The sequence below is a fragment of the Novosphingobium mangrovi genome (genome assembly GCF_022818885.1).
In the GTDB taxonomy this organism is placed as follows: domain Bacteria; phylum Pseudomonadota; class Alphaproteobacteria; order Sphingomonadales; family Sphingomonadaceae; genus Novosphingobium; species Novosphingobium mangrovi.
Window position 1 is genome coordinate 1 of record NZ_JALHAT010000059.1, and the last position, 25,285, is coordinate 25,285.

Annotated in this window: 16 protein-coding genes; 5 read left to right on the forward strand and 11 right to left on the reverse strand. The window is 67.1% G+C overall.

Features of this window, described 5'->3' with window-relative positions; all coding sequences use genetic code 11:
• Positions 1-199 precede the first annotated feature (199 nt).
• Entirely contained in the window at positions 200-1,420 is a 1,221-nt protein-coding gene (locus MTR65_RS18760) for an NAD(P)/FAD-dependent oxidoreductase (protein ID WP_243802898.1), read from the reverse strand.
• Between the two features lie 219 nt (positions 1,421-1,639).
• Here MTR65_RS18760 and MTR65_RS18765 point away from each other — a divergent pair, with 219 nt between their 5' ends.
• The 3 genes from MTR65_RS18765 (at position 1,640) to MTR65_RS18775 (ending at position 5,327) form a co-directional block, all read left to right on the forward strand.
• Positions 1,640-2,296, forward strand: coding sequence for a GntR family transcriptional regulator (locus MTR65_RS18765; protein WP_226634728.1), 657 nt, complete (start codon positions 1,640-1,642; stop codon positions 2,294-2,296).
• Between the two features lie 24 nt (positions 2,297-2,320).
• The gene (locus MTR65_RS18770) at positions 2,321-3,742 is read left to right on the forward strand and encodes an amino acid permease (RefSeq protein ID WP_226634730.1); all 1,422 of its coding nucleotides are present in this window, start codon (positions 2,321-2,323) and stop codon (positions 3,740-3,742) included.
• Between the two features lie 70 nt (positions 3,743-3,812).
• Entirely contained in the window at positions 3,813-5,327 is a 1,515-nt protein-coding gene (locus tag MTR65_RS18775; RefSeq protein ID WP_243802901.1) for a glycoside hydrolase family 27 protein, read from the forward strand.
• 39 nt (positions 5,328-5,366) lie between these two features.
• Here MTR65_RS18775 and MTR65_RS18780 read toward each other — a convergent pair whose 3' ends face one another.
• The 10 genes from MTR65_RS18780 to MTR65_RS18825 form a co-directional block, all read right to left on the reverse strand.
• The gene (locus MTR65_RS18780) at positions 5,367-7,703 is read right to left on the reverse strand and encodes a S9 family peptidase (protein ID WP_243802903.1); all 2,337 of its coding nucleotides are present in this window, start codon (positions 7,701-7,703) and stop codon (positions 5,367-5,369) included.
• Positions 7,704-7,809: 106 nt separating this feature from the next.
• Entirely contained in the window at positions 7,810-8,808 is a 999-nt protein-coding gene (locus MTR65_RS18785) for a 4-hydroxyproline epimerase (protein WP_243802905.1), read from the reverse strand.
• Positions 8,809-8,821: 13 nt separating this feature from the next.
• Positions 8,822-9,736 carry a dihydrodipicolinate synthase family protein gene (locus MTR65_RS18790; RefSeq protein ID WP_243802908.1) on the reverse strand — a complete coding sequence of 305 codons (915 nt, stop codon included), beginning with the start codon at positions 9,734-9,736 and terminating at the stop codon, positions 8,822-8,824.
• Between the two features lie 166 nt (positions 9,737-9,902).
• On the reverse strand, positions 9,903-10,439 hold the full coding sequence (locus MTR65_RS18795; RefSeq protein ID WP_243802910.1) for a hypothetical protein: 537 nt from the start codon (positions 10,437-10,439) through the stop codon (positions 9,903-9,905).
• The gene (locus tag MTR65_RS18800) at positions 10,436-11,014 is read right to left on the reverse strand and encodes a hypothetical protein (protein ID WP_243802912.1); all 579 of its coding nucleotides are present in this window, start codon (positions 11,012-11,014) and stop codon (positions 10,436-10,438) included. Before MTR65_RS18800 ends, MTR65_RS18795 begins: the two co-directional genes overlap by 4 nt.
• 100 nt (positions 11,015-11,114) lie before the next feature.
• Positions 11,115-13,838: a TonB-dependent receptor gene (locus MTR65_RS18805; RefSeq protein ID WP_243802914.1), complete on the reverse strand. Its 2,724-nt coding sequence runs from the start codon at positions 13,836-13,838 to the stop codon at positions 11,115-11,117.
• A 221-nt stretch (positions 13,839-14,059) separates the two neighbouring features.
• A complete protein-coding gene (locus MTR65_RS18810) occupies positions 14,060-15,679 on the reverse strand; it encodes a family 43 glycosylhydrolase (RefSeq protein WP_243802917.1) in 1,620 nt (539 codons plus the stop codon).
• 4 nt (positions 15,680-15,683) lie between these two features.
• The gene (locus tag MTR65_RS18815; RefSeq protein WP_243802919.1) at positions 15,684-17,474 is read right to left on the reverse strand and encodes a DUF885 domain-containing protein; all 1,791 of its coding nucleotides are present in this window, start codon (positions 17,472-17,474) and stop codon (positions 15,684-15,686) included.
• Complete coding sequence (locus tag MTR65_RS18820) at positions 17,404-18,498, reverse strand: Ldh family oxidoreductase (RefSeq protein ID WP_327194348.1); 1,095 nt, start codon at positions 18,496-18,498, stop codon at positions 17,404-17,406. The genes MTR65_RS18815 and MTR65_RS18820 overlap by 71 nt, the downstream gene beginning before the upstream one ends.
• A gap of 44 nt (positions 18,499-18,542) precedes the next feature.
• Entirely contained in the window at positions 18,543-20,915 is a 2,373-nt protein-coding gene (locus tag MTR65_RS18825; RefSeq protein WP_243802921.1) for a glycoside hydrolase family 127 protein, read from the reverse strand.
• 270 nt (positions 20,916-21,185) lie between these two features.
• On the opposite strand from MTR65_RS18825, the gene MTR65_RS18830 reads away from it, so the two are divergent.
• Positions 21,186-23,939 (forward strand): DUF5695 domain-containing protein, encoded by a 2,754-nt coding sequence (locus MTR65_RS18830; protein ID WP_243802923.1) that lies wholly within the window; start codon positions 21,186-21,188, stop codon positions 23,937-23,939.
• A gap of 108 nt (positions 23,940-24,047) precedes the next feature.
• Positions 24,048-25,235 carry a M24 family metallopeptidase gene (locus tag MTR65_RS18835; RefSeq protein ID WP_243802925.1) on the forward strand — a complete coding sequence of 396 codons (1,188 nt, stop codon included), beginning with the start codon at positions 24,048-24,050 and terminating at the stop codon, positions 25,233-25,235.
• Positions 25,236-25,285 lie beyond the last annotated feature (50 nt).

The following is a 25,285-nucleotide window of genomic DNA, read 5'->3' on the forward strand; positions in this document are numbered from 1 at the left end:
CCCGGCTCGGCCGCGCGGGCCATGGACGGGGCCAGCGCGGGCAGCGCCAGCGCGCCGATACCGCTTTTCAGAAGCGCGCGGCGCGAGGCCCAAGAGGGGCGAGCACAGGCGCCCAAAGGCGCACGGGGGGAAGTCATCCGGGCATCATCCAGGTCTGCCAGGCAAGGGGATCATGCCCCCCGTGCCTGTCGGGGAGAGGTCAGGCGAAACGGGAAAGGTCGAAGGGCGCGAGCGGCAGGCTGGTGCGGCGACCATCGAGCATCTCGGTCACGAGCCGTCCAGTGACAGCGGCCAGCGTCAGCCCCAGGTGCTGGTGCCCGAAGGCGTAGTAGAGGTTATCCGCGCGGTCCGAACGGCCAATCGCGGGCAGATAGTCCGGCAGGGTCGGGCGCGCGCCCATCCAGCGCTGGAAGGGGCCGGTGATCGGCAGGCCAAGTTCGGCGATATGGCGTTCCAGCCGCGCCCACTTGCGTGGGTCGGCGGGGGCATCGGCGCGCGCGAACTCCACGAAGCTCGCCGCCTGCACGCACGAACGATAGCGCGTCACGATCATCGCGCGCTCCTCGTAGACGACGGGCGGCAGGTCCTCGGGCCAGAGCTGCGCCTCGGCGCGCACGTGGTAGCCGCGCTCGGCAATGATCGGCACCTTGTGGCCGACCGGCGCCAGAAGCGCGCCCGAGCGCACGCCTGCGCAGACCACTATCTGGTCACACTCCACGCCCGCAATGGAAATGCGCCTCCCCTCCCGGACCAGACGCCCCTCGCCCTCGATCCGCGTGCCGCCGCGCGCGGCAAAGGCGGCGAGGAGCGCCGTGCGCAGTTCATCCAGATCGGCGATCTGCGCGGTGCCGGTAAAGCGCATGGCGCCTGCGGGATGCGCGGCGCCGAGCGCCGAAAGACGCGCGAGGTCAGCTGCCGAGGCGGGCGCGGCCTTGGCGGTGCCCATGTCGGCCGCCGCAAGATCGCGCGCGCCTTCCCGCGCGGCGCGCTCATCGAGCCAGGTCACCAGGTGCCCGCCTTCGCGCAGCAGGTCCGGTGCGCCGATCTCCTCCACTTGCGCACGCCAGGCGTCAAGCGCCTCGGCCAGCAGCCGGGAGAGCGCCGTGCGCCCTGCCGCAAAGCGCTTCGCGCCTGACGCGCCCAGAAGGCGTGTCGTGAAGGGAAGCCAGGTCGCAATCTCGCGCGGGGGCAGTGCGAGCGGACCGCCCGCGGCGAAGAGACGCCCCGGTACGCTGCGCACCTGCTCCATCGAGGCCAGCGGGGCGACCTGCTCGACCGCGATGTGCCCGGCGTTGCCCCAGGACGGCGCGGCGGCGCCGGGATCGTTGTCGAGGAGGGTGACGCGGTGGCCCGCCTTGAGCAGCGCCAGCGCTGCGGACAAGCCCACAACACCGCCCCCGATGATCCCCACGTGCCCCATCAAAAACTCCGTTGACCACAAACTTATTTCGTATACGGTATATCTAATTCCACTAGGCAGCAAGACTCAATGACCCGCAAATTGTCCCTTCCCGATAGTCGGCCTGACCAGGGCGGAACCCTGATCAAAGGTTCATTTGCGGGCGCAGGAACATCCGTCTACGTTATACGGTTGTCGCATGCCGCCTGCGGGCGTGATGCATTCCTGGAGAATTAAGTCGTGACAATTGTAGTTCGGACACTGGCAGAGCGGATTTTCGAAGTCATCCGCGAGCGGATCATCGAAGGCAAGCTTTCGGTCATGGAGCCGGTCCGGCAGGACGCGCTCGCCAAGGAACTGGGGGTCAGCAAGATCCCGCTGCGCGAAGCGCTCGCCCGCCTCGAACATGAGGGCCTCCTCACCAGTCAGCCCAACCGCGGCTGGTTCGTCCAGCCGATGACGAGCGACCAGGCCGAGGAAATCTACGAGCTGCGCCTCGCCTTCGAGCCCGTCGCCGCCGCGCGCGGCGCGCGCATGGCCACCGAGGAGGACCAGCAGGCCGCCATCGCCGCGTTCGAACGGCTCGACACGGCCGCCAATTCCGCACTCAGCGAAGTGGGCGTGCGCAACCGCGAATTCCACGTGACGCTGGTGCGCCCGGGGCAGCGCCTGCTCACCACTCAGCTGGTCGAGCGCCTCGAAGTGCTCGCCGAGCGCTACGTCATCGCCCACCTGGAGCCCGCCGGACGCGGCAACCGCGCGCACACCGAGCACAAGGGGCTGCTCGACGCCTGGCTCGCGCGCGACGAGGACGCCGTGCGCGCCCAGCTCACCCATCACATCGCCAACACGCTCGAAGACCTTCGGGCCCATTTCGCCGTCAGCCCGACCGGCTGACGCACTGCACAGCAAGGGGACTGCATGCTCGGACCGAGAAAGACACTCGAATCTCTCGCTCATCGCGAAACCGGGCATAGCCTTGCCAAGACCCTGAGCTGGCCGCACCTCGTGGCCCTGGGTGTCGGCGCCATCGTCGGCACAGGCATCTATACGCTGACAGGCGTGGGCGCCGAGCGTGCCGGCCCCGCGGTGATCCTGGCCTTTGCCATTGCGGGCGCGGTCTGCGCCTGCGCGGCGCTCGCCTATGCCGAGATGGCCACGCTGATCCCGGCGGCGGGCAGCGCCTATACCTTCAGCTACGCGGCCATGGGCGAGACCGTCGCCTGGATCGTGGGCTGGAGCCTGATCCTCGAATACTCGCTCGCCTGCTCGACGGTCGCTGTGGGCTGGTCGGGCTATCTGGTCGGCTGGATCCAGTCGGCGGGCGTGCCGCTGGCCGAGATGCTGCTGACAGGCCCGTTCACCGGCGGCCTCATCAACCTGCCCGCCGTCCTTGTTGCGCTGGCCATCATGGGCATGCTGATCGGGGGCACGCGCGAGAGCGCGACGCTCAACATCATCCTCGTCATCATCAAGCTCGCCGCGCTCAGCGTCTTCGTCGCGATTGCACTGCCCGCCTTCCAGGCCGACAATCTGCAGCCCTTCATGCCCTATGGCTTTGGCAGCAGCGAGATCGGCGGCGCCAAGCGCGGGGTCATGGCAGCCGCCGCCATCGTCTTCTTTGCCTTCTATGGCTTTGATGCGGTCGCGACCTCGGCCGAGGAAGCCAAGAATCCGGGCCGTGACCTCACCATCGGCATCATCGGCTCGATGCTGGTGTGCACGGTGATCTACATGGCGGTGGCCTTTGCCGCCGTGGGCGCGCTCCCGTTCCAGGAACTGGGCCATAGCGCCGAGCCGCTCGCGCTGGTGCTGCGCGCGCTCGACCAGCCTTTTGCTGCGCATGTCATCGCGCTCGCCGCGATCATTGCCCTGCCCTCGGTCATCCTGGTCATGATGTACGGGCAGAGCCGCGTGTTCTTCGTCATGGCGCGCGACGGGCTGCTGCCGCGCGCACTCGCCCGGATCAACCCGAAGACCGGTTCGCCCACGCGCATCACGCTGATGACCGGCATCTCCATCGCGCTGGTCGCGGGGATCTTCCCGCTCGACAAGATCGCCGAGATGGCGAACGCGGGCACGCTCATCGCCTTCATTGCGGTCGGCGCGTGCCTGATGATCATGCGCCGCCGCGAGCCGTCGCTGCCGCGCCTGTTTCGCTGCCCGCAGCCCTACCTGGTGGGCACGCTCGCTATCGCGGGCTGCGCCTACCTGCTCTTCAGCCTGCCCACCGACACGCTCATCCGCTTTGCGATCTGGAACGTCGCCGGGCTGATCTTCTACTGCCTCTACAGCCGCCCGCGCAGCAGCGCGGGGCGCGATCTGGCCGCCCAGCGCGCCTGACCCCCGCCTACCGGGCAGGACGCCCCGGCGCGTCCTGCCCCGCCATCCACGAACCCTGAGGAGACCTCCCGTGTCACGTTCCGCCGTGATTGCCGCCGCGCTTGCCGCTGTGGCCCTTCCCTTCGCGCCCGCCGCGCAGGCCAAGACCCCGTTTGACGGCGTCTGGCTCTTCGACGAGGCCCCCGACCGCCCCGGCGTCACCATGATGGAGGTTCGCTCCAGGGGCGATGCCATCGAGGGCGAAGTCACCACCCAGTGGTATGGTCCGGTCAAGATGCGCAACGCGCGCCTGGAAGATGGCACGCTCACCTTCGAGGCCAACAACATCAACGACTGGGACAACCCCACCCGCACCTGGCACGTCGCCATGGCGGACGGAAAGGTCCAGCTGACCGGCCAGATCTGGTTCAGCGAGATCGACGAGACCGGCCACAAGGGCACCGCGAAGGACGCGAAGGCGCGCGCCTTCCAGTTCACCGAGCTGCCCGAGATGGGCGCGCCGATCCCCGGCACGCTGGCCCCCACCCCGCCGATGGGCTGGTCGAGCTGGAACAAGTTCGACGAGCATATCGACGATGCCACGGTGCGCGCGATGGCCGACGCCATGGTCACAACCGGCCTGCGCGATGCCGGCTACATCTACATCAACATCGACGATGGCTGGCAGGGCACGCGCGATGCGACGGGCGCGCTGCAGCCCAACGCCAAGTTTCCCGACATGAAGGCGCTGACCGACTACGTCCACGCGCGCGGCCTCAAGATCGGCATCTACTCCTCGCAGGGGCCCAAGACTTGCGCCGGGTACGAGGGCAGCTATGGCCACGTCCAGCAGGACGCGCAGACCTTTGCCGACTGGGGCTTCGATTACCTCAAGTACGACCTGTGCTCGGGCGAGTGGTTCTACAACGACCGCGACACCGTGGTGCGCAGCTACTACGAGATGGGCAAGGCGCTGCGCGAGACGGGCCGCGATATCCTCTTCTCGCTGTGCGAGTACGGCCGTTTCGAGGTCGGCAGCTGGGGCCGCGATGTCGGCGGCGAACTGTGGCGCACGACCGGCGACATCACCGACGACTACAAGACGATGGCCGAGATCGGCTTTGACCATAACGGCAAGCCCGAGCACGCCGGCCCCCACGGCTGGAACGACCCCGACATGCTGGAAATCGGCAACGGCGGGATGAGCGCGGACGAATACCGCACGCACATGTCGCTGTGGGCCATGTCGGCCGCCCCGCTGATGATGGGCCATGACCTGCGCGAGACGAGCGCGGACATGCTCGCGATCCTGGCCAACCGCCGCGTCATCGCGGTCGATCAGGACACGCGCGGCATCCAGGGCCAGGCTGTGCGCACCGAGGGCACGACCGAGGTCTGGGCCAAGCCGCTCGCCGACGGGTCGGTGGCGCTGGCCCTCTTCAACCGCGCCGAGACGCCGATCACCGCGACGATGAGCGCGAGCGATGCAGGGCTAGCGAGCGTGTCGAAGGTCGAGGATCTGTGGTCGGGCGCAGTCACGTCGGGCCTTGCGGGAAGCTACGAAGTCCCCGCGCACGGCGTGGTGATGCTGCGCGTCACGGCCTGAGCGTACGAGGGGGCGGGCCACCCGCCCCCTCTATGCCCATCAGAGCGCGGCAGCCTCGGCGCCGTGGGTCTGCAGGGCCTCGACAAAAAAGTCGAACTGGCGGCGCGTCACGTAGTCGATGGGGCCGCTCGAACGGCCGGTGGAATGCTCGCCGCCGGGCACGACCAGCAGGTCGAAGTCCTTGTCCGCCTTGATGAGCGCATCGACCACCTGCATCGTCGAGGCCGGATCGACGTTGCTGTCCTGCTCGCCCACCACCATGAAGAGGCGGCCCCGAAGCTTGTCGGCGTGCTCCACGCCCGAGGCGGCAAGGTAGGGCGCATCGACCGGCCAGCCGAGCCACTGCTCGTTCCAGCTGATCTTGTCCATGCGGTTGTCGTAGCAGCCCGCCAGCGCAAAGCCGGCCTTGTAGAAGTCGCCATGAAAAAGGAGCGCGTTGAGCGTGCTCTGCCCGCCCGCCGACGCGCCGTAGATGCCCACGCGCGAAATGTCGTAGGAGGGATCGCGCGCGGCGAGCGCACGGTGCCAGGCGATGCGGTCGGGAAAGCCGGAGTCGGCCAGATTCTTCCAGGCGACGTCATGGAACGCCTTGGAGCGGTTGGCCGTCCCCATGCCGTCGATCTGGACGACAATGAAGCCCAGATCCGCGAGCGCCTGCATCCCGATCACCTTGTCGCCGCCCGAATGGAAGCCAAAGGGCCAGAAACTCTTGGGCACGAAGCTGTCGTGGGGCCCGGCGTAGATGTTCTCGATGACCGGGTAGGACTTCGCCGGATCGTAGTCGCGCGGGCGCACGACAAGGCCCCAGATGTCACTCGCGCCGTCGCGCCCCTTGGCGGTAAAGACCTCCGGAGCGCGAAAACCCGCAGCGGTGAGGCGCGTGATGTCCCCTCGCGCGATCTCGGCCACGTTCGCGCCATCCTCGGCGCGGCGCAGCACGGTGACCTCGGGCGCATCGACGCGCGAATAGGTGTCGATGAAATGGCGCATGTCGGGCGCGAAGCGGGCCTGGTGGTTGGCCGTCTCGGGTGTCAGGGCGACGAGATTGCGCCCGTCGAAATCGACCCGGTAATAGTGCACGAAGTAAGGATCTTCGCCCGGGGTCATGCCGCTCGCGGCAAACCAGATCCGGCGCGCGGCATCGTCCACCCGGACAACCTCGCGCACGACCCAGTCGCCCTTCGTGATCTGGCGGGCCACCTTCCCGCTCTTCCCATCGACGAGGTAGATATGGCGGTTGCCGTCGCGCTCGGAGGTCCAGATCAGTTCCTTGCCAAGGCCGTCGACGTCGTGGACGAAGCGCTTTTCGCCAAAGACGAAAGTGTCGGCCGTCTCCGTCACGGCGGCGTGCGCGCGGCCCGTCGCGGCATCGACGGCAATCACTTTGGCTTCCTGGAAGCCGCGCTGCATGTAGTCGAATTCGGCGCTCTCACCATCGCGCCGCCAGCGCGGGGCGGAGAGTTCGTACGGGTTGGGAAAGAGCGCGGGGTCGATCTCCGTCACCGCACCGGTCTGGACATCGACAAGGACGGGCTGCTCCTGATCGATGGCATCGCCAGGCTTGGGATAGAGCTGGGTCTGCAACCCCGGCTGCAACTGTCCCGCAGGCGCCGCCTCGACACGCAGGACACGGCGCGCGAAGCCCGGGCGCACGCGGTAGATCATCAGGTGGCGGCTGTCGGGCGACCAGGCGATGGTCTCGGGATCGTAGAAATCGCCCTCGGTCCCTGTCGCCGTGCGCAGGCGCACCTCGCCCCCTTGCGCGCTGCGCACGAGGAGGTTGCTGTCCTCGACCAGCGCCTCCAGCGCGCCATCGGGCGAAACGTGCGGGGTGTTGTCGGCGGGCACCGAAAGATCGCGCACCACACCAAAGCCGCGCGGGCGGCCCGGATAGGCCATCTTGCGGCAGGTGTAGTCGGCCAGATCGCATTCGTAGGGCGTGTAGTCGATATGGAAGCGGATCGTCTGGCGCGCAGCGTCGGTGAAACTGAACTCGGTAAAGGGCAGGCGCAGCGGCGCAATCTCGTGGCCAAGCAGGCGGCCCAGCCCTTCGGCGAGCCGCGCGTGATCGAACGAGGGCGCGCGCGTCAGGCCCTCCAGCGTCACCGTCTCGAAGGCAAAGCCGCCCTCGACCGTGCGGCGATAGGAAAAGGCCGCGCTGTCCGGCGTCCAGCTGGCGGGCCAGGCGATGCCGCGCGTCAGGTACTGCCAATCCTCGCGCAGGTGCACCGAACGGGCAATCTCAGCGCGGGTCGGCTCGGTGCGGGTCGGCTCGGCGTGGGCCGGAGAGGCGAGAAGCCCCGTCGCGAGCGCGGGCACGGCAACCGAGAGCGCCAGCGCAAGGCCAAGGAGCGGGGAACGGGACGCAGCGGACATGATGGGCAACCCTGTTGTTTTCGTGATGCGTGGGGCCCGTCGGCAGGGCCCGCTCTACAAATGCCAAGCGGGGACAAGGTCATCCCCCGCCCCCGCCATGGTTGGATCAGGTGACCTGGAAACCGTCCCAGAACCTGTCCTCGCGGTCGATCCAGATGGTGTTGAACCCGGTGGCTATGGCCGAGCCTTCGATTGAGGGCACGATGGCCGGCGTGTCGCCCAGCATCACCTCCTTCTCGACGCGTCCGATGAACTGGCTGCCGATGTAGCTTTCATGGACGAAGCGGTCCCCGACCTGGAGCTTGCCCTGCCCGGCAAGGTGGGCCAGGCGCGAGGACGTGCCGGTTCCGCACGGGCTGCGGTCGATGGCCTTGTCGCCGTAGAACACCGCGTTGCGCCCGTCCGCGCCTTCGCCGCGCGGCACATCGGTCCACAGCACATGGCTGATGCCGCGGATGGTGGGGTCGAGCGGATGGACCGGCTCGAACTTGGCGCGCACCGCCTCGCGCACGCGCGGCGAGAGGGTGAGGATCTCGCTCGCGCTCATGGCCTCGAGCCCCTTGTAGGCGCCCTGCGGCTCGACGATGGTGTAATAATTGCCCCCGTAGGAGACATCGACGGTGAGCGGGCCCAGCCCTTCCACGTCGATCTCGATGCCGCGCGCGGCGACATAGGAGGGCACATTGGTGATGCGCACCGAGGTCACCTTCGCGCCCTCGACATTGTAGGCGATCTCGATGAGCCCGGCGGGGACCTCCACACGCAGGCTGCCCGGCGTTGCGGGCTGGATCAGGCCATGTTCGAGCCCGAAGGTGATGATGCCGATGGTCCCGTGCCCGCACATCGGCAGGCAGCCCGAGGTCTCGATGAAGAGAATGCCGATGTCGTTGGCGGGATCGGTCGGGGGATAGAGGAAACCGCCCGACATCATGTCGTGGCCGCGCGGCTCGAAGCACAGCCCGGTGCGGATCCAGTCGAAGCGCTCCAGGAAATCCTGACGGCGCTCGGACATCGTGGCCCCTTTCAACAGCGGAGCCCCGCCCGCGACAAGGCGGACGGGGTTCCCGGCTGTGTGACCATCGATGCAGAAGAAGGTGTGTCGCATCGAGGTTCCTGTATCAGGCGACGATGGGATCGGCGAGCACGGGCCGCGTCGCGGCCGCCTTTTCGACCATCGCGATCACCTCGGCGCGGCGCGCCCCGACGAGCGGCTGGCGCGGGGGCAGGACACGCTCCGAACCACGGCCCATGACCTGCTCGGCCAGCTTGATCGACTGGACCAGGTCATGCTCGGCATCGAGGTGGAGGAGCGGCATGAACCAGCGGTAGATCTCGAGCGCCTTGGCGTGATCGCCGCGCTGGAAGGCGTTGACCAGTTCCACCGATTCGCGCGGGAAGGCGTTGGTGAGGCCCGAGACCCAGCCCTGTGCGCCCAGGTACAGACCTTCGAGCGCCACGTCGTCGAGTCCGGCGAAGAGCACGAAGCGATCGCCGCAGGCGTTCTTCACGTCGGTGAAGCGGCGGCTGTCGGGGGCCGATTCCTTGACCGCGACGATGTTCTTCACATCGACCAGCGCTTCGAGCACCTGCGCGGTGATCTGCGTGCGGTAGGCGGGCGGGTTGTTGTAGAGCATGATCGGCAGGCCGGTGCTGTCAGCCACGCCCTTGAAGTGGGCGACCAGCTCGTGCGGCTGGGGCACGTAGACCATGGGCGGCAGCAGCATGAGGCCGTCCGCGCCGATCTTCTCGGCCTGCTGGGCCCAGCGCGAGGCGCGGCGCATGTCGTATTCCGAAACGCCGGTGATGACCGGAACGCGCCCGGCCACGGCCTCGACGATGCCGGTCAGGACCTCGACCTTCTCGTCGAATTCGAGCGAGTTGTTCTCGCCCACCGTGCCAAGGGCGATGACGCCCGTCACGCCGTCGCGAATGAGATCGTCCACGACGCGCTGCGTATCGGCGACGTCGATCGACAGATCCTCGCGCACCTGCGTGGTAACTGCCGGGAAAACGCCCTTCCAATCAATTGACATGAAAACTGTTCCTCAGGAGGTGAAATGCGAATATCGAGATATCGTATACGATATTATAAAAGGTCTAGCAAGAGCACATTTGGGTGAAGCGACGATCAGGCCGCGCGCACCGCACGGCTCACCGCCCGGGCGACATCGTGTTCCCGAGCGGTGGCTCGTTATCTGGTCAGTCGGGTATCTGGAGGATGACCTGGAGCGTGCCGGCATTGTCCTTGAAGGTAATGTCGTTGAACCCCAGGCTGAGGCCGCGCGCCTCGTCCGGGACGCCCACCCGCACGCCCGTGCCGACCGGGAACGGCCTTCCGACCGGGCGCCCTTCGTCGTCGGTAAAGACCGCCAGGAGCGCATGGCGATAGACCGGATAGAGGACCTTGGGCGTGTAGAGGCTGGGATAGACCCGCTTCTTGACGCGCAGGTCATCGGCCGCATCGCCCACGATACCTTCCGGCCCGACCTCAGCCCCCTCGACGAGGGTCACGCCGCCGGACACCGGAATGATCGCGACATTCGCCCCGGCCAGATCCTCAAAGCCCATGATCCGCAAAGGCGCCTCGCCGTCGCCCTTGCCAAAGGACATGCCTTCAAAGGCATCCTCGTCCCAGGGCTGCGCGCGCGCATCCACTTCGACCATCACGTCGCGGGCCTGGCCCGGCGCCGCAATCACGGCCGCAAGCGCGGCAAGGAAAGTCAGCCCCGCCTTCATGGCCTCGCCTCCGGCTCAAGCAGGACACGGGCTTCGGGCACATGGACCTCGACGATGAGTTCGCCTTCGTTCTCACGAAAGACGTCATCGTTGATCCCGAAGGTGATGGCCTGCGCCCCCTCGGGAACCTGCCGCGCCGTCTCCCGTCCGATCAGGAACGGTGCGCCGATGACCTTGCCATCCGCGCTGACGAAGGCACCGATCAGCGCGTTGAGGTGCGCAGGGTAGTCCGCCTTGTCGAGGTAGTAACTGGGAAACAGCCGCCCCGAGCCGCCCGGGTTCTTCTGCGTCACGTAGTCGATCTGCCCTTCGGGCCCGAACCGCGCACCGCCCGGCAGGGTCGTGGTCTCGCCACGTGCGCGAAAGGTGATGGTGCTGCCCGCGATGAGGCTTGCGCCAAAGAGCATGGCCGGACGCGCGCCGTCGCGAATGCCGAAATCCATGTCCGTATTGATCGCCGGGCTCCAGGGCATCGTGCGCCCGGGGACCTTCACGGTGAAATCCTGAGCCTGCGCGGGAAGCGCGGCCAGACCGGCAAGCCCTGCCAGCGCTGTCGCGAGAAAGGAGTAGCGCATGGGATCCTCCTGTTGATGGGTTGCGCCTCAAACGAAAACGGAGCCGTACCTCGTGGCAGGGTACGGCTCCGTTCGTCATGCGGTCACGCGATGCGTGCGATCAGAAACGGAAGCGCACGCTGGACTGGATGGTGCGGGCAAGCGTGCGCACGCCCAGCGGCAGCAGCGCCTGGTTGCCGTGGTAACGGTACACGTCGTTGCCCAGAATGTTCGACGCCTCGACCGAGAGGGTCATGAACTTCACCGGCGTGTAGTTGATCGCCGCGTCCAGACGCTGGGTTGCGTCCTGGTAGGGCGAATACTCCGGATTCTGGTTCCAGATGCCCATGCGGTAGGACGAGCGGTAGTTGTAGGCCACGCGCGCGCTGAACTGCGGGGTGTCGTAGAACAGCGCGGCGTTCGCGGTCCACTTCGAGGTGTTGGGCGAATCGAAGGCACCCGGGAAATCCTCGGGGTAGGGATACTCGATGCGCGCCTTGAAGATGTGGCTGGCATTGAGGCTCACACCGAAGTTGCGCAAGATGCCCGGAGCAAAGTCGAAGAAGGTCTGCACCGTACCTTCGAGGCCAATGAACGTGCCATCGCCCGCGTTGCGCTGCATCTCGACGTAGCCGAAATCGGAGTCGAAATCGGCAAGGTCGATGCCGTAGCTGAGCATCTCCTCGGCATCCGCGTCGTTGCGGTCATAGTACAGGAAGTTCGAGGCCTTCTTGTAGTAGCCCGCCAGCGAGATCTGCCCGCCGCGCCCGAAATAGTACTCCGCGCTCGCGTTGAACGACTGCTCGCGCTGCTGCTTGAGCGAGGGGTTGCCCGCAAAGACGATCGGCGGCGTCGAGCGCGTCTCGGCGAAGTAGAAGGGACGCGAATCGTAGAAGCTGGGACGGAACACGTTGGTGCTGTACGACAGGCGCAGCTGGACCTGCGGGTCGAAGTGCAGGATCGCGGTCGCGGTCGGCAGGATCGCGGCGTAGTTGCCCTTGCCCGGCGAGACCTGGACGATGTCGAGCCAGCCGTTGTCCTCGTTGCCCGGACGGTAGTTGTAGCTGGTGGACGAGCCCCAGGTGTTGGTGAAGCGCGCACCGGCCAGACCATCGATGGGAATGCCCGCGAGTTCGAACCCGTAGTTGAGCTGCGCGTAGGCCGCGAAGTTCTTCTCGTTCGATTCGAAAGTCTGGCCCTGATCGCTCGGCGGGTAGAGGCTGGAGAAGCGCTCCGCGTTGCCCGGATCGTACTCCTGGATGTACTGGCGGATCTCGGCGACATTCGCGCGCGTGATCGGGCCCGGAATGCGCAGCCACTCCATGGTCGATCCGCCGATGTCGGGTCCGACCATCGAGGCATCGCCGAAGCCCGGGAAGGTCTCGAAGGGCGCGAACGTGCCATCGACGCGCGGGAAGCCGTCGCGGTAGCCGTAGTAGCGATCAACCTTGCGCTGGTTGAAGCGGCCACCGACCTGCAGCGTGCGCAGGAAGCCGTTGTCACCCAGCTGGATCGTCATGTCGGCCTGGGCGGCGAACTCCTTGTTGTTGGAGCCGCCACGGTTGTCCTGGAAACGATCGACGACGTACTGCGAGGGATCGGTCAGATCGACGTTGTTGAAGGCGATCGAGGGCGCGCCGCGGCCGTAGACGTCCGAATTGAAGTTGACGTCCGCCGAAGTCAGGTTCTCGGGCCGCAGAATCGTCTCGACGAAGTAGTTGCCCTCGTTCGACCAGTTGTACTGGACACTGCCGTGCAGCGTTACGCGGTCCGAGTGCCAGTTGGCCTCGAAGTTGGTGGTGTAGAGATTGGAGTGGAACGAGTTGTACTGCGTGTCGATACCCGCAGGCAGGCCGTTCTCGTTGCTCACCGTGGCCGAGGCGATGGTGCGCCCGTCGTCCATCATCACCACGTTGCTCAGGTCCTGGACCTGCATGTCCTGCACGTAGAGGCGTTCGAGCGCACGCTTCTCGCGCGAGCCGATGTAGCCGCCCTCCAGGACAAGCTCGAGGTTCTCGGTGGGCTTCCACTGCAGCACGCCGTTGATCGAGGGGCGCTTGGTGTTGCCGTTCTCCAGCCCGTAGTAGGCGCGGTAGGGGATGATCCCGATGGAGCCATCGTCCAGTTCACGCTCGAAGGGCGATTCGCTCTCGATGTAGTTCTCGCGGTAGATCGTGCGCGTCCACGAGGCGTTCACAAGGAAGCCGATCTCGCCGATGCCGGTGTCGAAGCGGTTGGCCAGCAGCAGCGAGCCGTAGGGGCTCACCTTCTCGGAAATGTCGTCGTAGGACCCGCGCACACTGCCCGCGATGGTCCAGCCATCTTCCAGATCGAAGGGACGGCGCAGCTCGACGTTGACGGTACCCGCGATGCCGCCTTCGACCTGGTCGGCGCTGCGGGTCTTGTAGACGTCGACCTGCTTGAGGAGCTCGGCCGGGATGTCGGCGAGGTTGAGCGAACGCCCATCGCCCAGGTTGGTCTGGTTGCCGTTGACCGTGGTCTGGATCTCGGAAAGACCGCGAATGGTGACGCTCTGCCCCTGGCCCCGCGCGCGGTCGATCTGGACGCCGGTCACGCGGGCAAGCGCTTCCACGACGTTGTTGTCGGGCAGCTTGCCCACGTCCTCGGCGACGACCGAGTCGACGATCTGCTTGGAATTGCGCTTCTTCTCGGTAGCCTCTTCGACCGCCCCGCGCACGCCGTTGACGATGATCGGATCATCGCCCTCCAGGCTGGTCGCGTCCTCGGTCTCCGCGGGAGCAGCCGCATGGGCCACCATGGGCGCCGAAGCCATGGCAACCAGCGTCATCGCGCTGGTGACGTGCAAAAATCCCCTGAACCTCATTTTGATTCCCCTTCACCGTAGTGTTCTTGTTACCCCTATATATCGTATACGAACTATAATATTTGGTATGTGTCAAGGCATTTGTCATGGTTGAGAAACACGCTCCGGCGTATCTCACAACCAAGAAAAATCCTTGATTTTCAACAAAAATGGCGGAGCTGGTTGTCCAGCCCCGCCATCTTCATGCCACCTTCAGGCAAAATTTTGTCCGGCAAATAGGGTCAGCCGCAGGGCTGCGGCGCCGGGGCATCCGCCGCGCGTGGACGGGGCAGCGTGGCCTCGGGCGCGAGCGCTTCGAACTCCTGCACGGCAAGGCCAGCGTGCTCGGCGCCCTTGCCCGAGGCCTCCAGGACCGCGCGCAGGCACCGCGTGGTGACGGGCGCGAAGGCGACCTCCTGGAAGTGGCCCGGCTGCGTGCCATAGGGCCCCTCGGCCTTGACCGGCGCCCAAGCCCGGTCAGCCGCGTCCCAATATTCAAGATGCCAGTCCTTGGGTGGTGCGACGCCGACGGACGCACCGGCAGGCTGGTCGTTCCAGAACCACAGGCGCGCCCCGTTCAGCGTCACCGGCGCGTCCCAGGCATAGGAAATCCACTGGCGGGGCGGATTGTCCGGCCGCCAGCTCCCCCACATCTCGGGCGGCAGCGGGTTGGCCCTGGTCACCCCGTCGTTCAGAGCGGCAATCCAGTACTGCACCGGGACAGGCGTATTGGAGGCACCGGGCATGGCGGCGGCTGCCACGTTGCGGGTGGGCTCAGGCGCAGGGCCTTCGCGGCGCGTGGGCACCACTTCGCGGATGCGCGCGGGGCTGACGCTGTCGTCCCACTCCAGCTTGTCGAGCGCGACCGAGCGGCGGAAGTGCCCGCCCCCTTGCGCATCGGCGGTGTGGTAGGCGAGGTACCACTGCCCCTTGAACTCGACCGCGCCCGGGTGCGAGGTGGTGGAAGACACAGGCTTCAGCACCACGCCGCGATAGGTCCAGGGCCCGAAGGGCGAAGGCGCCGAGCCATAGCCGATGCAGGCGTGGTAGACCGCCGGCGTGCAGTCGGAATCAGGCCCCGCCCGGTTGCCCGCGTAAAGCATGTAGTAGGTGCCCTTGCGCTTCAGGATCCAGGGCGCCTCGAAGAAGCCGGTAAGCCCCGTGATCTCGCGCTCGCGCCCCCTGGTGTGGACCATGTCGGGTTCCAGCTCGATCGCGCGCACCTGCCCGAAGGTGCCCCAGTAGAGGTAGACCTTGCCATCCTCGTCGATGAGGACAGTGGGGTCGATGTTCTGGATGTCGTTGGCCACCGGCACGCGCTGCGAGATGATCGGCCCTTCGGGATGCGCGTCGCGCCAGGGACCGGTCGGGCTGTCGGCCACGGCGACGCCGATCGCGAAGCGGTCCTTGGCGTCGGAATCCTTCTCCAGAACCGGCGCATAGAAGTAGTAGCGCCCATCCGGCCCGGGCACGATCTGCCCGGCGTAGGCGCGCCCTTCCTCAGCCCAGTCGAACACTGCGTGCGGCCGCGCGACGGCCGGGTAATGCGTCCAGTCGCCCGAGGCCGGGTCCTTCGTGGTCAGAAGCTGCCATTCGGGCATGATGAAGTCGTTGACCTCGGGCTCGGCCATGTCGCGCCCGGCAAGGATCCACAGCGCATCCTCGGCCACGAACGGCGCCGGGTCGGTCGAGTAGTAGTCGCCATCTGCCAGGATCGGGTTGCCCGGCACATGCAGTTCGCGCGGCGCGGGCGCGGTGGCCGTGGTGGTGTTGGAGGGCGCGGAGACGGGTGCCGGCTGCGCGCAAGCGGGCAGCGCCAGCGCGCTCGACAGGAGCGCGCCCACAAGAGCGGTACGTATCATGGTGTCATTCCTCGTCGGGATAGGGGCCCACACCGCCCGCGGCGATGAGCTGGTCGACGCGCGCGTCGATAAGCGGAAGCGGTACCGAGCCGATCTCGAGCACGGCATCATGGAAGGCGCGGATGTTGAACTTCTCGCCCAGCGCCGCCTTCGCCTTACGGCGCGCGTCGAGGAAGGCGAGTTCGCCCATGTAGTAGCTCAGCGCCTGCCCGGGCCAGGAGATGTAGCGGTCGACCTCGGTCTCGATCTCGTGGTTGGAAAGCGCGGTGTTGCTGCGCAGGTAGTCCTGTGCCTCTTCGCGGGTCCAGCCCTTGGCGTGGATGCCGGTGTCGACCACCAGCCGCGAGGCGCGCCAGGCCTGGTAGCTCAGCATCCCGAACAGGTCGTAGGGCGTCTCGTACATGTCCATGTCCTCGCCCAGCGCCTCGCAGTAAAGCGCCCAGCCCTCGCCATAGGCGGACAGATACGTGTCGCGCCGGAAGGCGGGGAGCGCGGTGTTCTCGGCCGCGAGCGGCATCTGGAAGGCATGGCCCGGCGCGCTCTCGTGCAGGGTCAGCGCGACCTGCGAATAGAACGGGCGCGAGGGCAGGTCGTAGGTGTTGACGAGGTAGATGCCCGGTCCCCCGCGCCCGCCGGTGTAGAACGGCGCGATATCATCGGGCACCGGCTTGATCGCAAAGCGACTGCGCGGCAGGCGCCCGAAGTACTGCGAGGCCTTGCCATCGAAGCTCTTGGCGATCCAGGCCGCGCGGTAGAGAAGCTCTTCGGGCGTCTTGGGATAGAACTGCGGATCGGTGCGCAGGTGCTCGAAGAATTCGCCCAGCGTGCCTGTAAAACCCACCTCGCGCATGACATCGTCCATGCGCGCGCGGATCCGGGCCATCTCGGCGAGGCCCAGCTGGTGGATCTCCTCGGGCGTCTTCTCCAGCGTCGTGAACTCGCGGATCTTGGAGAGGTAGTAGGCGCGCCCATCGGGCAGCTTGTCGGCGCCCAGCGAGGTGCGCGCGGCGGGGGTGTATTCGCCGCGCAGGAAAGCCAGCAGCTTGCCGTGCGCGGGGATTACGTCCGCCTTGATCACGCGCAGCGCGTCGGCTTCGATCTGGGTGCGCGTGGCCTGGGGAATGGTGTCGGGAAGGTCCGCGAAGGGCGCGAAGAAGACGTTTTCCTCGCTCGCGCCCGCAGCGATCACCTGCGCGATACCCTCGTCGCGCCCGGCCAGCGTGACGCGCGGCGCGGTGAAGCCGCGCGCGATGCCGGCGCGCATGTTGGCGATCTGCTGGTCATAGTAGCGCGGGATATCGCGCAGCATCGCCAGCATCGCGCGCGCGCCCGGCTCGTCCTTGACCGGCTCGCGCACGCGGCTCGCCAGGTTGCCCCAGAAGCTGGTGTCGGCGTTGAAGGGCTTTTCGTAGTCGCGGTACTGCTGCGCGGTCAGCAGCGCGTCGATCTGATTGGCATAGACCGCGTAGTTGATCTGGTTCTCACGCGAAAGCGCGGCGGCGTCGATCCTGGAGAGCTTCGCCTTGACCTCGCTCCAGCGCGCCAGCTTTTCTGCCTGCGCCTCAGGCCCGACATCGGGCAGCGCCGGGGTGTCCTGCGGGTTGTCCTCGTCCGGGCCCCACAAGGAGCGGCGCCATTCCCATTCGCTGGTGTAGAGCGCCTCGAACGCGGCGTCGGCCGCAGAGGTAGTTTCCGCCCCGGCCTCGCTTGCAGGCGCGGCGGCCTCAGTCGGCAGCGGCGCCATCGCCAGTGTCGTTGCCGCCAGAAGCAGCGCGCGCAGGGCCGGTCGTTGCATGGGTCTTGCCTTTTTGCAGGAGGTCGAGAAGTTCGGCGTGGAAGGCGGCCGGGATGCGCAGGCCGTGCTTCATGGTTTCGCGGCGCGCGGCGATGCGCCGGGCGCCCGGAAGGCGCGCGCCCTGCCCTTCGATGGCCGCGAACATGGTCTCGCCGTGCGCGAGGTATTCCTCGACCCGGTCGCCGAGGAAGCCTGCCGGGTCGATGGCGATGAGAAGTTCCCCGCCCAAGGGCGAGCCTCCGCGTCCGGCATCGCTCGCGATCGACTGCGCGCTCGTCATGTCGCCGATCAGCGGCCCTGCGATCAGTTCGACCATGGCCGCGAGCGCCGAGCCCTTGTGCCCGCCGAAGGTGCGCATGGCCCCGTCGAGGACGGCCTTGGCGTCGGTCGTCTCGCGCCCTTCGCTGTCATAGCCCCAGTCGGCGGGCACGGGCTTGCCCGCACGCCGGTGCAGCTCGATGTCGCCGCGCGCGATGACGGTGGTGGCAAAATCGAAGACGAAGGGTTCGCGCCCGGGCCGGGGCCAGGCGAACGCGATGGGGTTGGTCCCGAAGACCGGCTTGGTGCCGCCTGCCGGAGCGACCCAGGCATGGTTGGGGGTGAAGGCGAGCGCCACCAGCCCCTCGCGCGCCAGCGCCTCGACCTCGGGCCAGAGCGCGGCAAAGTGCACCACGTTGTTGAGCGCCATGGCCGCCACGCCCTTGGCCCGCGCCTTTTCCACCAGCAGCGGCAAGCCGCGCGCGAAGGGGAGCTGGGCAAAGCCCCCCTTCCCGTCCACCCGCACCAGCGCGGGGGCAGGCTCGCTCACCTCCGGCTCGGCGTCGGGCGTCACCACGCCCTTCTCCACCGAGGCCGCCGCCACCAGCAGGCGGTAGAGACCGTGCGAGGTACACCCGTCACGCTCGCCCGCCACCATCGTCGCGGCAACGGCAGCGGCGTGATCGGGCGCCAGGCCCCAGGCCTCCAGCACGTCGCGCGCCAGGGCATCGGCCTCCTCGAGGGTCAGGTCTACGGTTTGGGTCATGGACAGGATGCGGGCCTTGTTCGTGGCAGCCAGAAGGGCTGCGGTTACGTCGCGGTGCCGGGCTTGGCGGTGAAGAGGCGAACCCCGAAGACCGGCCCTGCGGTGTTGCGCTCGTGCGGCACGAAGCGCACGCGCACGCTGTCCTTGTCCTTCGTCAGTGCCTGCGGGAGCGGGTACTCGACATCGAAGAACTTGCCGGGGCGGTCCTCGCCCAGAACCTGCGTTGCCACCTTCACCCCGTCAACGAGGATGTCGAAGGCACGGCCGCGCTCGCTGCCCCAGTAGGTCGCCTGGAGCAGCAGCGGCCCGGGCTTCACCTTCAACGAGAATTCGAAGAAGCCGCCCGAACGCGCATCGCGCCCGTTGCGCCCGCGGTAGGCGGCGGGCCAGGAGTTCTCCGAGATCAGGTTGTGGTCACGCTCGGGCTGCATTTCGCCCAGGTGCATGACGTCGATCGAGCGCGCCGCGATGTCCTTCTGGCGGGCCTGTTCGGCAAGGTAGGCGGCCTCCTCCTGCTTCCACTGCCCTTCGGTGAAGCGCTTGAAGTAGATCGCGCTGCGGCGTTCGTACTGGCTGTAGAAGGGCACGAAGTTGCGATCACCCGGGCGCACGATGCCCCGCGTGACATAGCGCGGACGGTCCGAGACGATGGGGTAGAACGCCTCCAGCGGGTTCTCGCCGACCATCGCGGGCTCGACATCCTTCCACTCCATCTCGACCGGGCCAAGGTCCGCGGCCATGACCATCGGCCCGCGCAGGACCGAGACCACCTCGGGCGCACCGGGCGCGGATTCGAGGCGCAGGTCGAGCGGCAGCGAATAGTCGATTACGTCGCCCGCCTGCCAGCGGCGCTCGATGCGCACATAGCCGTTCACCGGCGTGACCTGCGCCACTTCGCCGTTGATACGCAAGCCCACCGCGCCCTGGCTCCAGCCCGGGATGCGCAGCGCGAGGGCAAAGCGCGAGGACTTCACCGTCTCGAGCGTCAGGCGCACGTCGCCCTCGAAGGGGTAGTCGGTCGCGAGGTTCAGGGCGACGCCCTTTTCCTTCCAGACCGCGCGCGAGGCGATGAACAGGTTTACAAACAGCGTGTCCTCGCCCTGCCAGTAGATCGAATCGCCGTGCTTGGCGTGGCTCTCCATTCCCGAGCCGACACAGCACCAGAAGCCTTCCTCGCCCGGCTGCGAATAGCCGCGCTCGGCCCCGCTCATCATCGGCGTCATGTAGGTGAAGCCCGCGTTGTGCGGGTTCTGCGCGGACAGCACGTGGTTGAGGTGCGCGCGTTCGTAATAGTCGAACAGCGCCGCCTCGGGCTGCCAGGAATAGAGCTGCCGGGTCAGCTTGAGCATGTTGTAGGTGTTGCAATGCTCGCAGGTGGACTCGGTCAGGTGCTGGGCGATGGTGTCGGGCTCGGAGAAGTACTCGCGGTCCGCATTGCCGCCGATCACGTAGCTGTGGTGCTGCGTGACGATGTCCCAGAAGAAGCGCGCGGCCGTCGCCGGGGCCTTCTCGCCGGTCAGCTCGTGGATGCGGCCAAGGCCGATCAGCTTGGGGACCTGCGTGTTGGCGTGGAAGTTCGCCAGCTTGTCTTCCTGCGCAACGAGCGGGTCGAGCACGCGCTTGTCGTAGATGCGCTTGGCGATCTGCATCCAGCGCGCATTGCCGGTGCGCGCGTAAAGTTCGGCGTAGCTTTCGTTGAGACCGCCGTATTCGCAGCCCAGAAGCTCCTGCATCTGCGCCTCGTCGAGCGCGTCGAACATGTCCGCGAAGTAGGCGGCCAGCCCGATCAGGACGTTGAGCGCCTTGTCGTTGCCCCAGGCCGCGTGGATGTCGAGCAGGCCAGCGAACATCTTGTGCACGGTGTAGAGCGGCGACCACGAGCCGTTGAGGTCGAACCCGCCCGACTTGATGATGCCCTCGCGCACCTCGTCGAAGACGGTGATGCCATCGACGATCTCGCCGTCCTTGGTCTTGCGCCCCAGCGCGCCGATGTAGCCGTTGCCGCGCGCGGCCTGGCAATCGGCCAGCTCGTCAACGATGTAGTCGGCGCGGCGGCGGCATTCGGCAGTGCCGCGCTGCTGCCAGGTGAGGACCAGCGCGGTCATGTAGTGGCCGAGCGTATGGCCGGCGATCGTGTCCGATTCCCAGCCGCCGTAGATCTCGGCCCTGGGTTCGAGCCCGGCGTACTTGCGGAAGTTGTGCAGGAAGCGGTCCGGGCTGAGCGAGAGCAGGTAGCCCTCGTTGACCTCGACCGCGGTCGCCCAGTCGGACGCGGTGAGGCGCACGTCGTTGAGCGGCAGAGGCGTTGCCCGCAGGGGCATCACCGGCTTCACGACCGCGGCAAACCCGCGCGGCGCCACCCCGCACAGCGCGAGCGCGGCAACCCCAGACATCCATTGGCGCCGACTGGCTTTCATCCCGAAACACTCCTATCGAATATCGTATACGTTATTGATAGCCTGAGTGATCGCCGAGTCAATCCCCTGTGGATTCGCTCCCAAGTGCGCTCCAACCCCGCGGAAATACAGGAGCCGATAACGCACGCAGAGACCAGAGCAGGGCACGCCCTCTCCACAATTACTCCGATTATATATCGTATATTTTCCTTGACGCCCCCCGCTGCAATCGTCATCCCACAATCAAGAGACCCGAGCCTGGCTGGCATCGGCCGCAAATGAGGACCTGACATGAACCGCGTACTGCGCCCCCTCCCGCTGCTTGCCCTGGCCATCGCCACGGCGGCCCCCACCGTGCTTCCTCTCGCCGCCGTCCAGGCCCAGGACGAGAAGCCCAAGAAGGTCTACCCGCCGATCATCAAGACCGAGATGACGACGCAGGACTTCAACCTGGCGCTGCGCGCGGACACCCAGACGCTGGCGAGCCTGGCACCCAAGGGCGTGAGCGCCTTCGACTTCGTGCCCGCCGGGCGCGAGGCCGAGCGCGCGGCCAATGGCTATGTCCATATCGGCGATCTGCATCTGCGCCTGCGCACCGGCGGCGGGGCCTGGCAGGACTACAATTCCTCCACCTTGCGCAAGCAGATCACTGCGCTGCGCGGCGGCAAGGACGTGCTCGCCGCGGCCGACATCACCACCTCGATGGGCGAGGGTATCCCGCTCAAGGTCGAGCGCCGCTGGCTCAACGAGGACGGTGTCCTCGCCATGCGCTTCACGCTCGAAAACACGAGCGCCGAAGCGGTCGAGATCGGCGTCCTGGGCATGCCGATGGTCTTCGACAACATCATCCTCGACCGCGACCTGGATTCCGCGCACCAGGAAGCGAGCTTCGTCGATCCCTATATCGGGCGCGATGCGGGCTACCTGCAGGTAACCCGCCTTTCGGGCGAGGGCCCCGCTCTCCTCGTCCTTCCCGAGAAGGGCACCCCGCTCGAAGCCTACAAGCCGATCTACGAGAAGGCCTGGGCCAAGAAGGACGACAACTTCACCGACCTCTCGCCGCGCGGCCAGGTCTCCGAAGGCTTCTACGACTGGACGGTGGCCAGCAAGGGCTTTGCCGAGAAGGAATGGTCCAAGGCTTCCCGCCAGTGGAACGAGCCGACCAGCATCACCCTCCAGCCGGGCGAGCGCCGCAGCTTTGGCGTGAAGTTCGTGACCTCGCCCAGCATCCGCGCGATCGAGGACACGCTCGTCGCGCACAAGCGCCCGGTCGCGGTCGGCATTCCCGGCTACGTCCTGCCCACCGACCAGAGCGCGAGCCTGTTCCTGAAGGCCCCGAGCAAGGTCACGGGGATCGAGAGCTTCCCCGAAGGCGCCCTGTCGCTCAGCGAAGAGGGCAGCGGCGAGGGCTGGGCGCGCTACCAGGTCAAGGCCAGCGGCTGGGGCCGCGCGCGCCTGACGCTGACCTACGCCGATGGCCAGAAGCAGACGGTGAGCTACTACATCACCAAGCCCATGGAGAAGGTCGTCGCCGACCTTGGCCACTTCACCACGCACCAGCAGTGGTTCGAGGGCAAGGGCGATCCCTTCCACCGCACGCCCGCCATCCTCTCCTACGACCGCGAGGAGAACACGATCCTCACTCAGGACGGGCGCGTGTGGGTCGCCGGCATGAGCGATGAGGGCGGCGCGGGTTCGTGGGTCGCGGCCGCCATCAAGCAGCTCGACAATCCCGATCCCGAGGAAGTCGCGCGCATCGAGCGCCTGGTCGACGAGACCGTGCTCGGCACCCTCCAGATCGACGAAGGCGAGCACAAGGGCGGCGTCAAGAAGAGCATCTTCTACTACGAACCCGAGGAATTTCCCGACTACTACGATCCGAAGATCGACTGGTCGAGCTGGACGGCGTGGAACAAGGAGCATTCCAACGACCTTGGCCGCACCTACAACTACCCCCACGTCGCGATCGGGCACTGGGTGCTCTACCGCCTCGCGCGCGACACCGAGGGGCTGGTCAAGCGTCACGACTGGAAGTTCTACCTCAAGTGGGCCTACGTCACGAGCGTCGCGATGATGCGCGATGCGCCCTACTACGCGCGCTTTGGCCTGATGGAAGGCGATGTCTTCCTCGACATCCTCAAGGACCTCGAGCGCGAGGGAATGACCGAGGAAGCGGCCAACATGAAGCGGCTGATGACCGAGCGCGCGGACCACTGGCGCTCGCTCAAGTACCCGTTCGGCTCGGAGATGGCCTGGGATTCCACCGGCCAGCCCGAAGTCTATGCCTGGATGGACCACTTCGGCTACGAGCCGCAGGCCGAGGCCACCCGCGAGGTGATCCTGGGCTATGACCCGACGATCCCGAGCTGGGGCTACAACGGCAACGCGCGCCGCTACTGGGACTTCCTCTATGGCGGCAAGGTCAGCCGCATCGAGCGCCAGATCCACCACTACGGCTCGGCCCTGAACGCGGTGCCGCTGTTCACCGCCTACCGCAAGAACCCCAAGGACTTCCACCTCCTGCGCGTTGCCTATGGCGGCATGATGGGCGGCATCACCAACATCGATCAGGAAGGCTTCGGTTCGGCCGCGTTCCACTCCTATCCCGACATGATGCAGTGGGATGCGATCACCGGCGACTACGGCATGGGCTTCTACGGCCACGCCATCACCGCCGCGACCTACCTCGTCGATCATCCCGAGTTCGGCTGGCTGGGCCTTGGCGGCAAGCTGGAAACCCAGGGCGACACCATCCACGTCGTGCCTCAGGACGGCGCGCGCCGCCGCCTCTTCGTGGCGCCTGCGGGCCTGTGGATCACGCTGGAGGCCGGCAAGATCGCCTCGGCCGACTACGACACGAAGACCGGCGAAGTCCGCCTGACCCTCGATCCGGCAAGCGCCATCACGCCGCGCGCGCGCCTGCTCTTCGAGACCACCACCAAGGACGGCAAGCCCTACGCCAGCGACACCGGCACGCTGGAGCGCGGCGCCTACGCCTTCGACCTTGGCAGCGGCCCCAAGGTCGTGACGCTCAGCCCGCGCTGAGCCCCGCAAGCCTTCCGGGGCGGTCGGGTCCCTCCCGACATTGCCGACCGCCCCGGACCATGACAGGAGCAGGGCTCCCCCCTTCCCCAGTTGCAGATGGACAGGACGATGACGACGATGATTGGCGGATCCGACCGCGAGACCGAACTGGCCCGGCTGGGCCGCTGGAGCGACTGGGCGCCCGCCATCACGCGCGAGGAATATACCGCGCGCATCGAGGCCGCCCGCACGCGCATGATCGAGGCCGGCGCGGACGCGATGGTCGTCAATGTCGGCCCGTCGATGCGCTACTTCACCGGCCTCGCCTGGTCCCCGACCGAGCGGCTCGTCGCCCTCGTCATCCCCAGGAGCGGCACCCCGCGCGTGATCTGCCCGGTGTTCGAGCGCGGCTCGCTCGACGCCGAACTCCAGATCGAGGCCGAGTACGTCCTGTGGGAAGAGGAAGAGGACGCGGTCGCCCTGGAATGCCGCGCGCATGGGCCCGCGACCTGCCTTGCGCTCGACCCGCTGCTCTCCTTTGGCCATGCCCGCCGCTTCATGGAGCTGGTCGGCTCCACCATCGATGCAGGCGCGATCATCGATGGCGGCCGAATGCTCAAGTCGCCGCAGGAACTGGCGCTCTTGCAGCAGGCCAAGACGATGACGCTGGAAGTCCACAAGGCCGCCGCGCGCATCCTGGCACCCGGCATCCGGGCGAGCGAGGTGATCCGCTTCATCGACGATGCGCACCGCACGCTCGGCACCTCGGGCTCGTACTTTTGCGCGGTGCAGTTCGGCCACGCCACTGCCTACCCGCATGGCCTGCCCTATGACCAGGAGCTGGAGGAGAACCAGCTCGTCCTCATCGACACCGGCTGCCGGGTCGAGGGGTACCACTCGGACATCACCCGCACGTACGCCTTTGGCAAGGTGAGCGCGCTTGAGGCCGAGACCTGGGAACTGGAGAAGGCCGCGCAGGCTGCCGCCTTTGCCGCCGTGCGCCCGGGCGTGCCCTGCGAGGAGGTCGACGCGGCCGCGCGCGATGTCATCGCCAAGGCCGGCCTTGGCCCTGACTACACCCTCCCCGGCCTGCCGCACCGCACCGGCCATGGCATCGGCCTTGCCATCCACGAGCCTGCCTACCTCGTGCGCGGCGACACCACGCCGCTCGCCCCCGGCATGTGCTTTTCCAACGAGCCGATGATCGTCCATCCCGAGCGCTTCGGCGTGCGGCTGGAAGACCATTTCCACGTCACCGAGACCGGCGCGGCCTGGTTCACAGAGCCCCAGCCCGCGCTCGAACGCCCCTTCGCCTGAACGGCGCGGCGCCGGTGCGCCGCCGCTCCCGCCACCGGCGCCGTCCCTAC

Coding starts and splice junctions, on each gene's coding strand:
- MTR65_RS18760 (WP_243802898.1), bottom strand. CDS start 1,420: ATGGGGCACGTGGGGATCATCGGGGGCGGTGTTGTGGGCTTGTCCGCA.
- MTR65_RS18770 (WP_226634730.1), top strand. CDS start 2,321: ATGCTCGGACCGAGAAAGACACTCGAATCTCTCGCTCATCGCGAAACC.
- MTR65_RS18780 (WP_243802903.1), bottom strand. CDS start 7,703: ATGTCCGCTGCGTCCCGTTCCCCGCTCCTTGGCCTTGCGCTGGCGCTC.
- MTR65_RS18785 (WP_243802905.1), bottom strand. CDS start 8,808: ATGCGACACACCTTCTTCTGCATCGATGGTCACACAGCCGGGAACCCC.
- MTR65_RS18790 (WP_243802908.1), bottom strand. CDS start 9,736: ATGTCAATTGATTGGAAGGGCGTTTTCCCGGCAGTTACCACGCAGGTG.
- MTR65_RS18795 (WP_243802910.1), bottom strand. CDS start 10,439: ATGAAGGCGGGGCTGACTTTCCTTGCCGCGCTTGCGGCCGTGATTGCG.
- MTR65_RS18800 (WP_243802912.1), bottom strand. CDS start 11,014: ATGCGCTACTCCTTTCTCGCGACAGCGCTGGCAGGGCTTGCCGGTCTG.
- MTR65_RS18805 (WP_243802914.1), bottom strand. CDS start 13,838: ATGAGGTTCAGGGGATTTTTGCACGTCACCAGCGCGATGACGCTGGTT.
- MTR65_RS18810 (WP_243802917.1), bottom strand. CDS start 15,679: ATGATACGTACCGCTCTTGTGGGCGCGCTCCTGTCGAGCGCGCTGGCG.
- MTR65_RS18815 (WP_243802919.1), bottom strand. CDS start 17,474: ATGCAACGACCGGCCCTGCGCGCGCTGCTTCTGGCGGCAACGACACTG.
- MTR65_RS18820 (WP_327194348.1), bottom strand. CDS start 18,498: ATGACCCAAACCGTAGACCTGACCCTCGAGGAGGCCGATGCCCTGGCG.
- MTR65_RS18825 (WP_243802921.1), bottom strand. CDS start 20,915: ATGAAAGCCAGTCGGCGCCAATGGATGTCTGGGGTTGCCGCGCTCGCG.
- MTR65_RS18830 (WP_243802923.1), top strand. CDS start 21,186: ATGAACCGCGTACTGCGCCCCCTCCCGCTGCTTGCCCTGGCCATCGCC.
- MTR65_RS18835 (WP_243802925.1), top strand. CDS start 24,048: ATGACGACGATGATTGGCGGATCCGACCGCGAGACCGAACTGGCCCGG.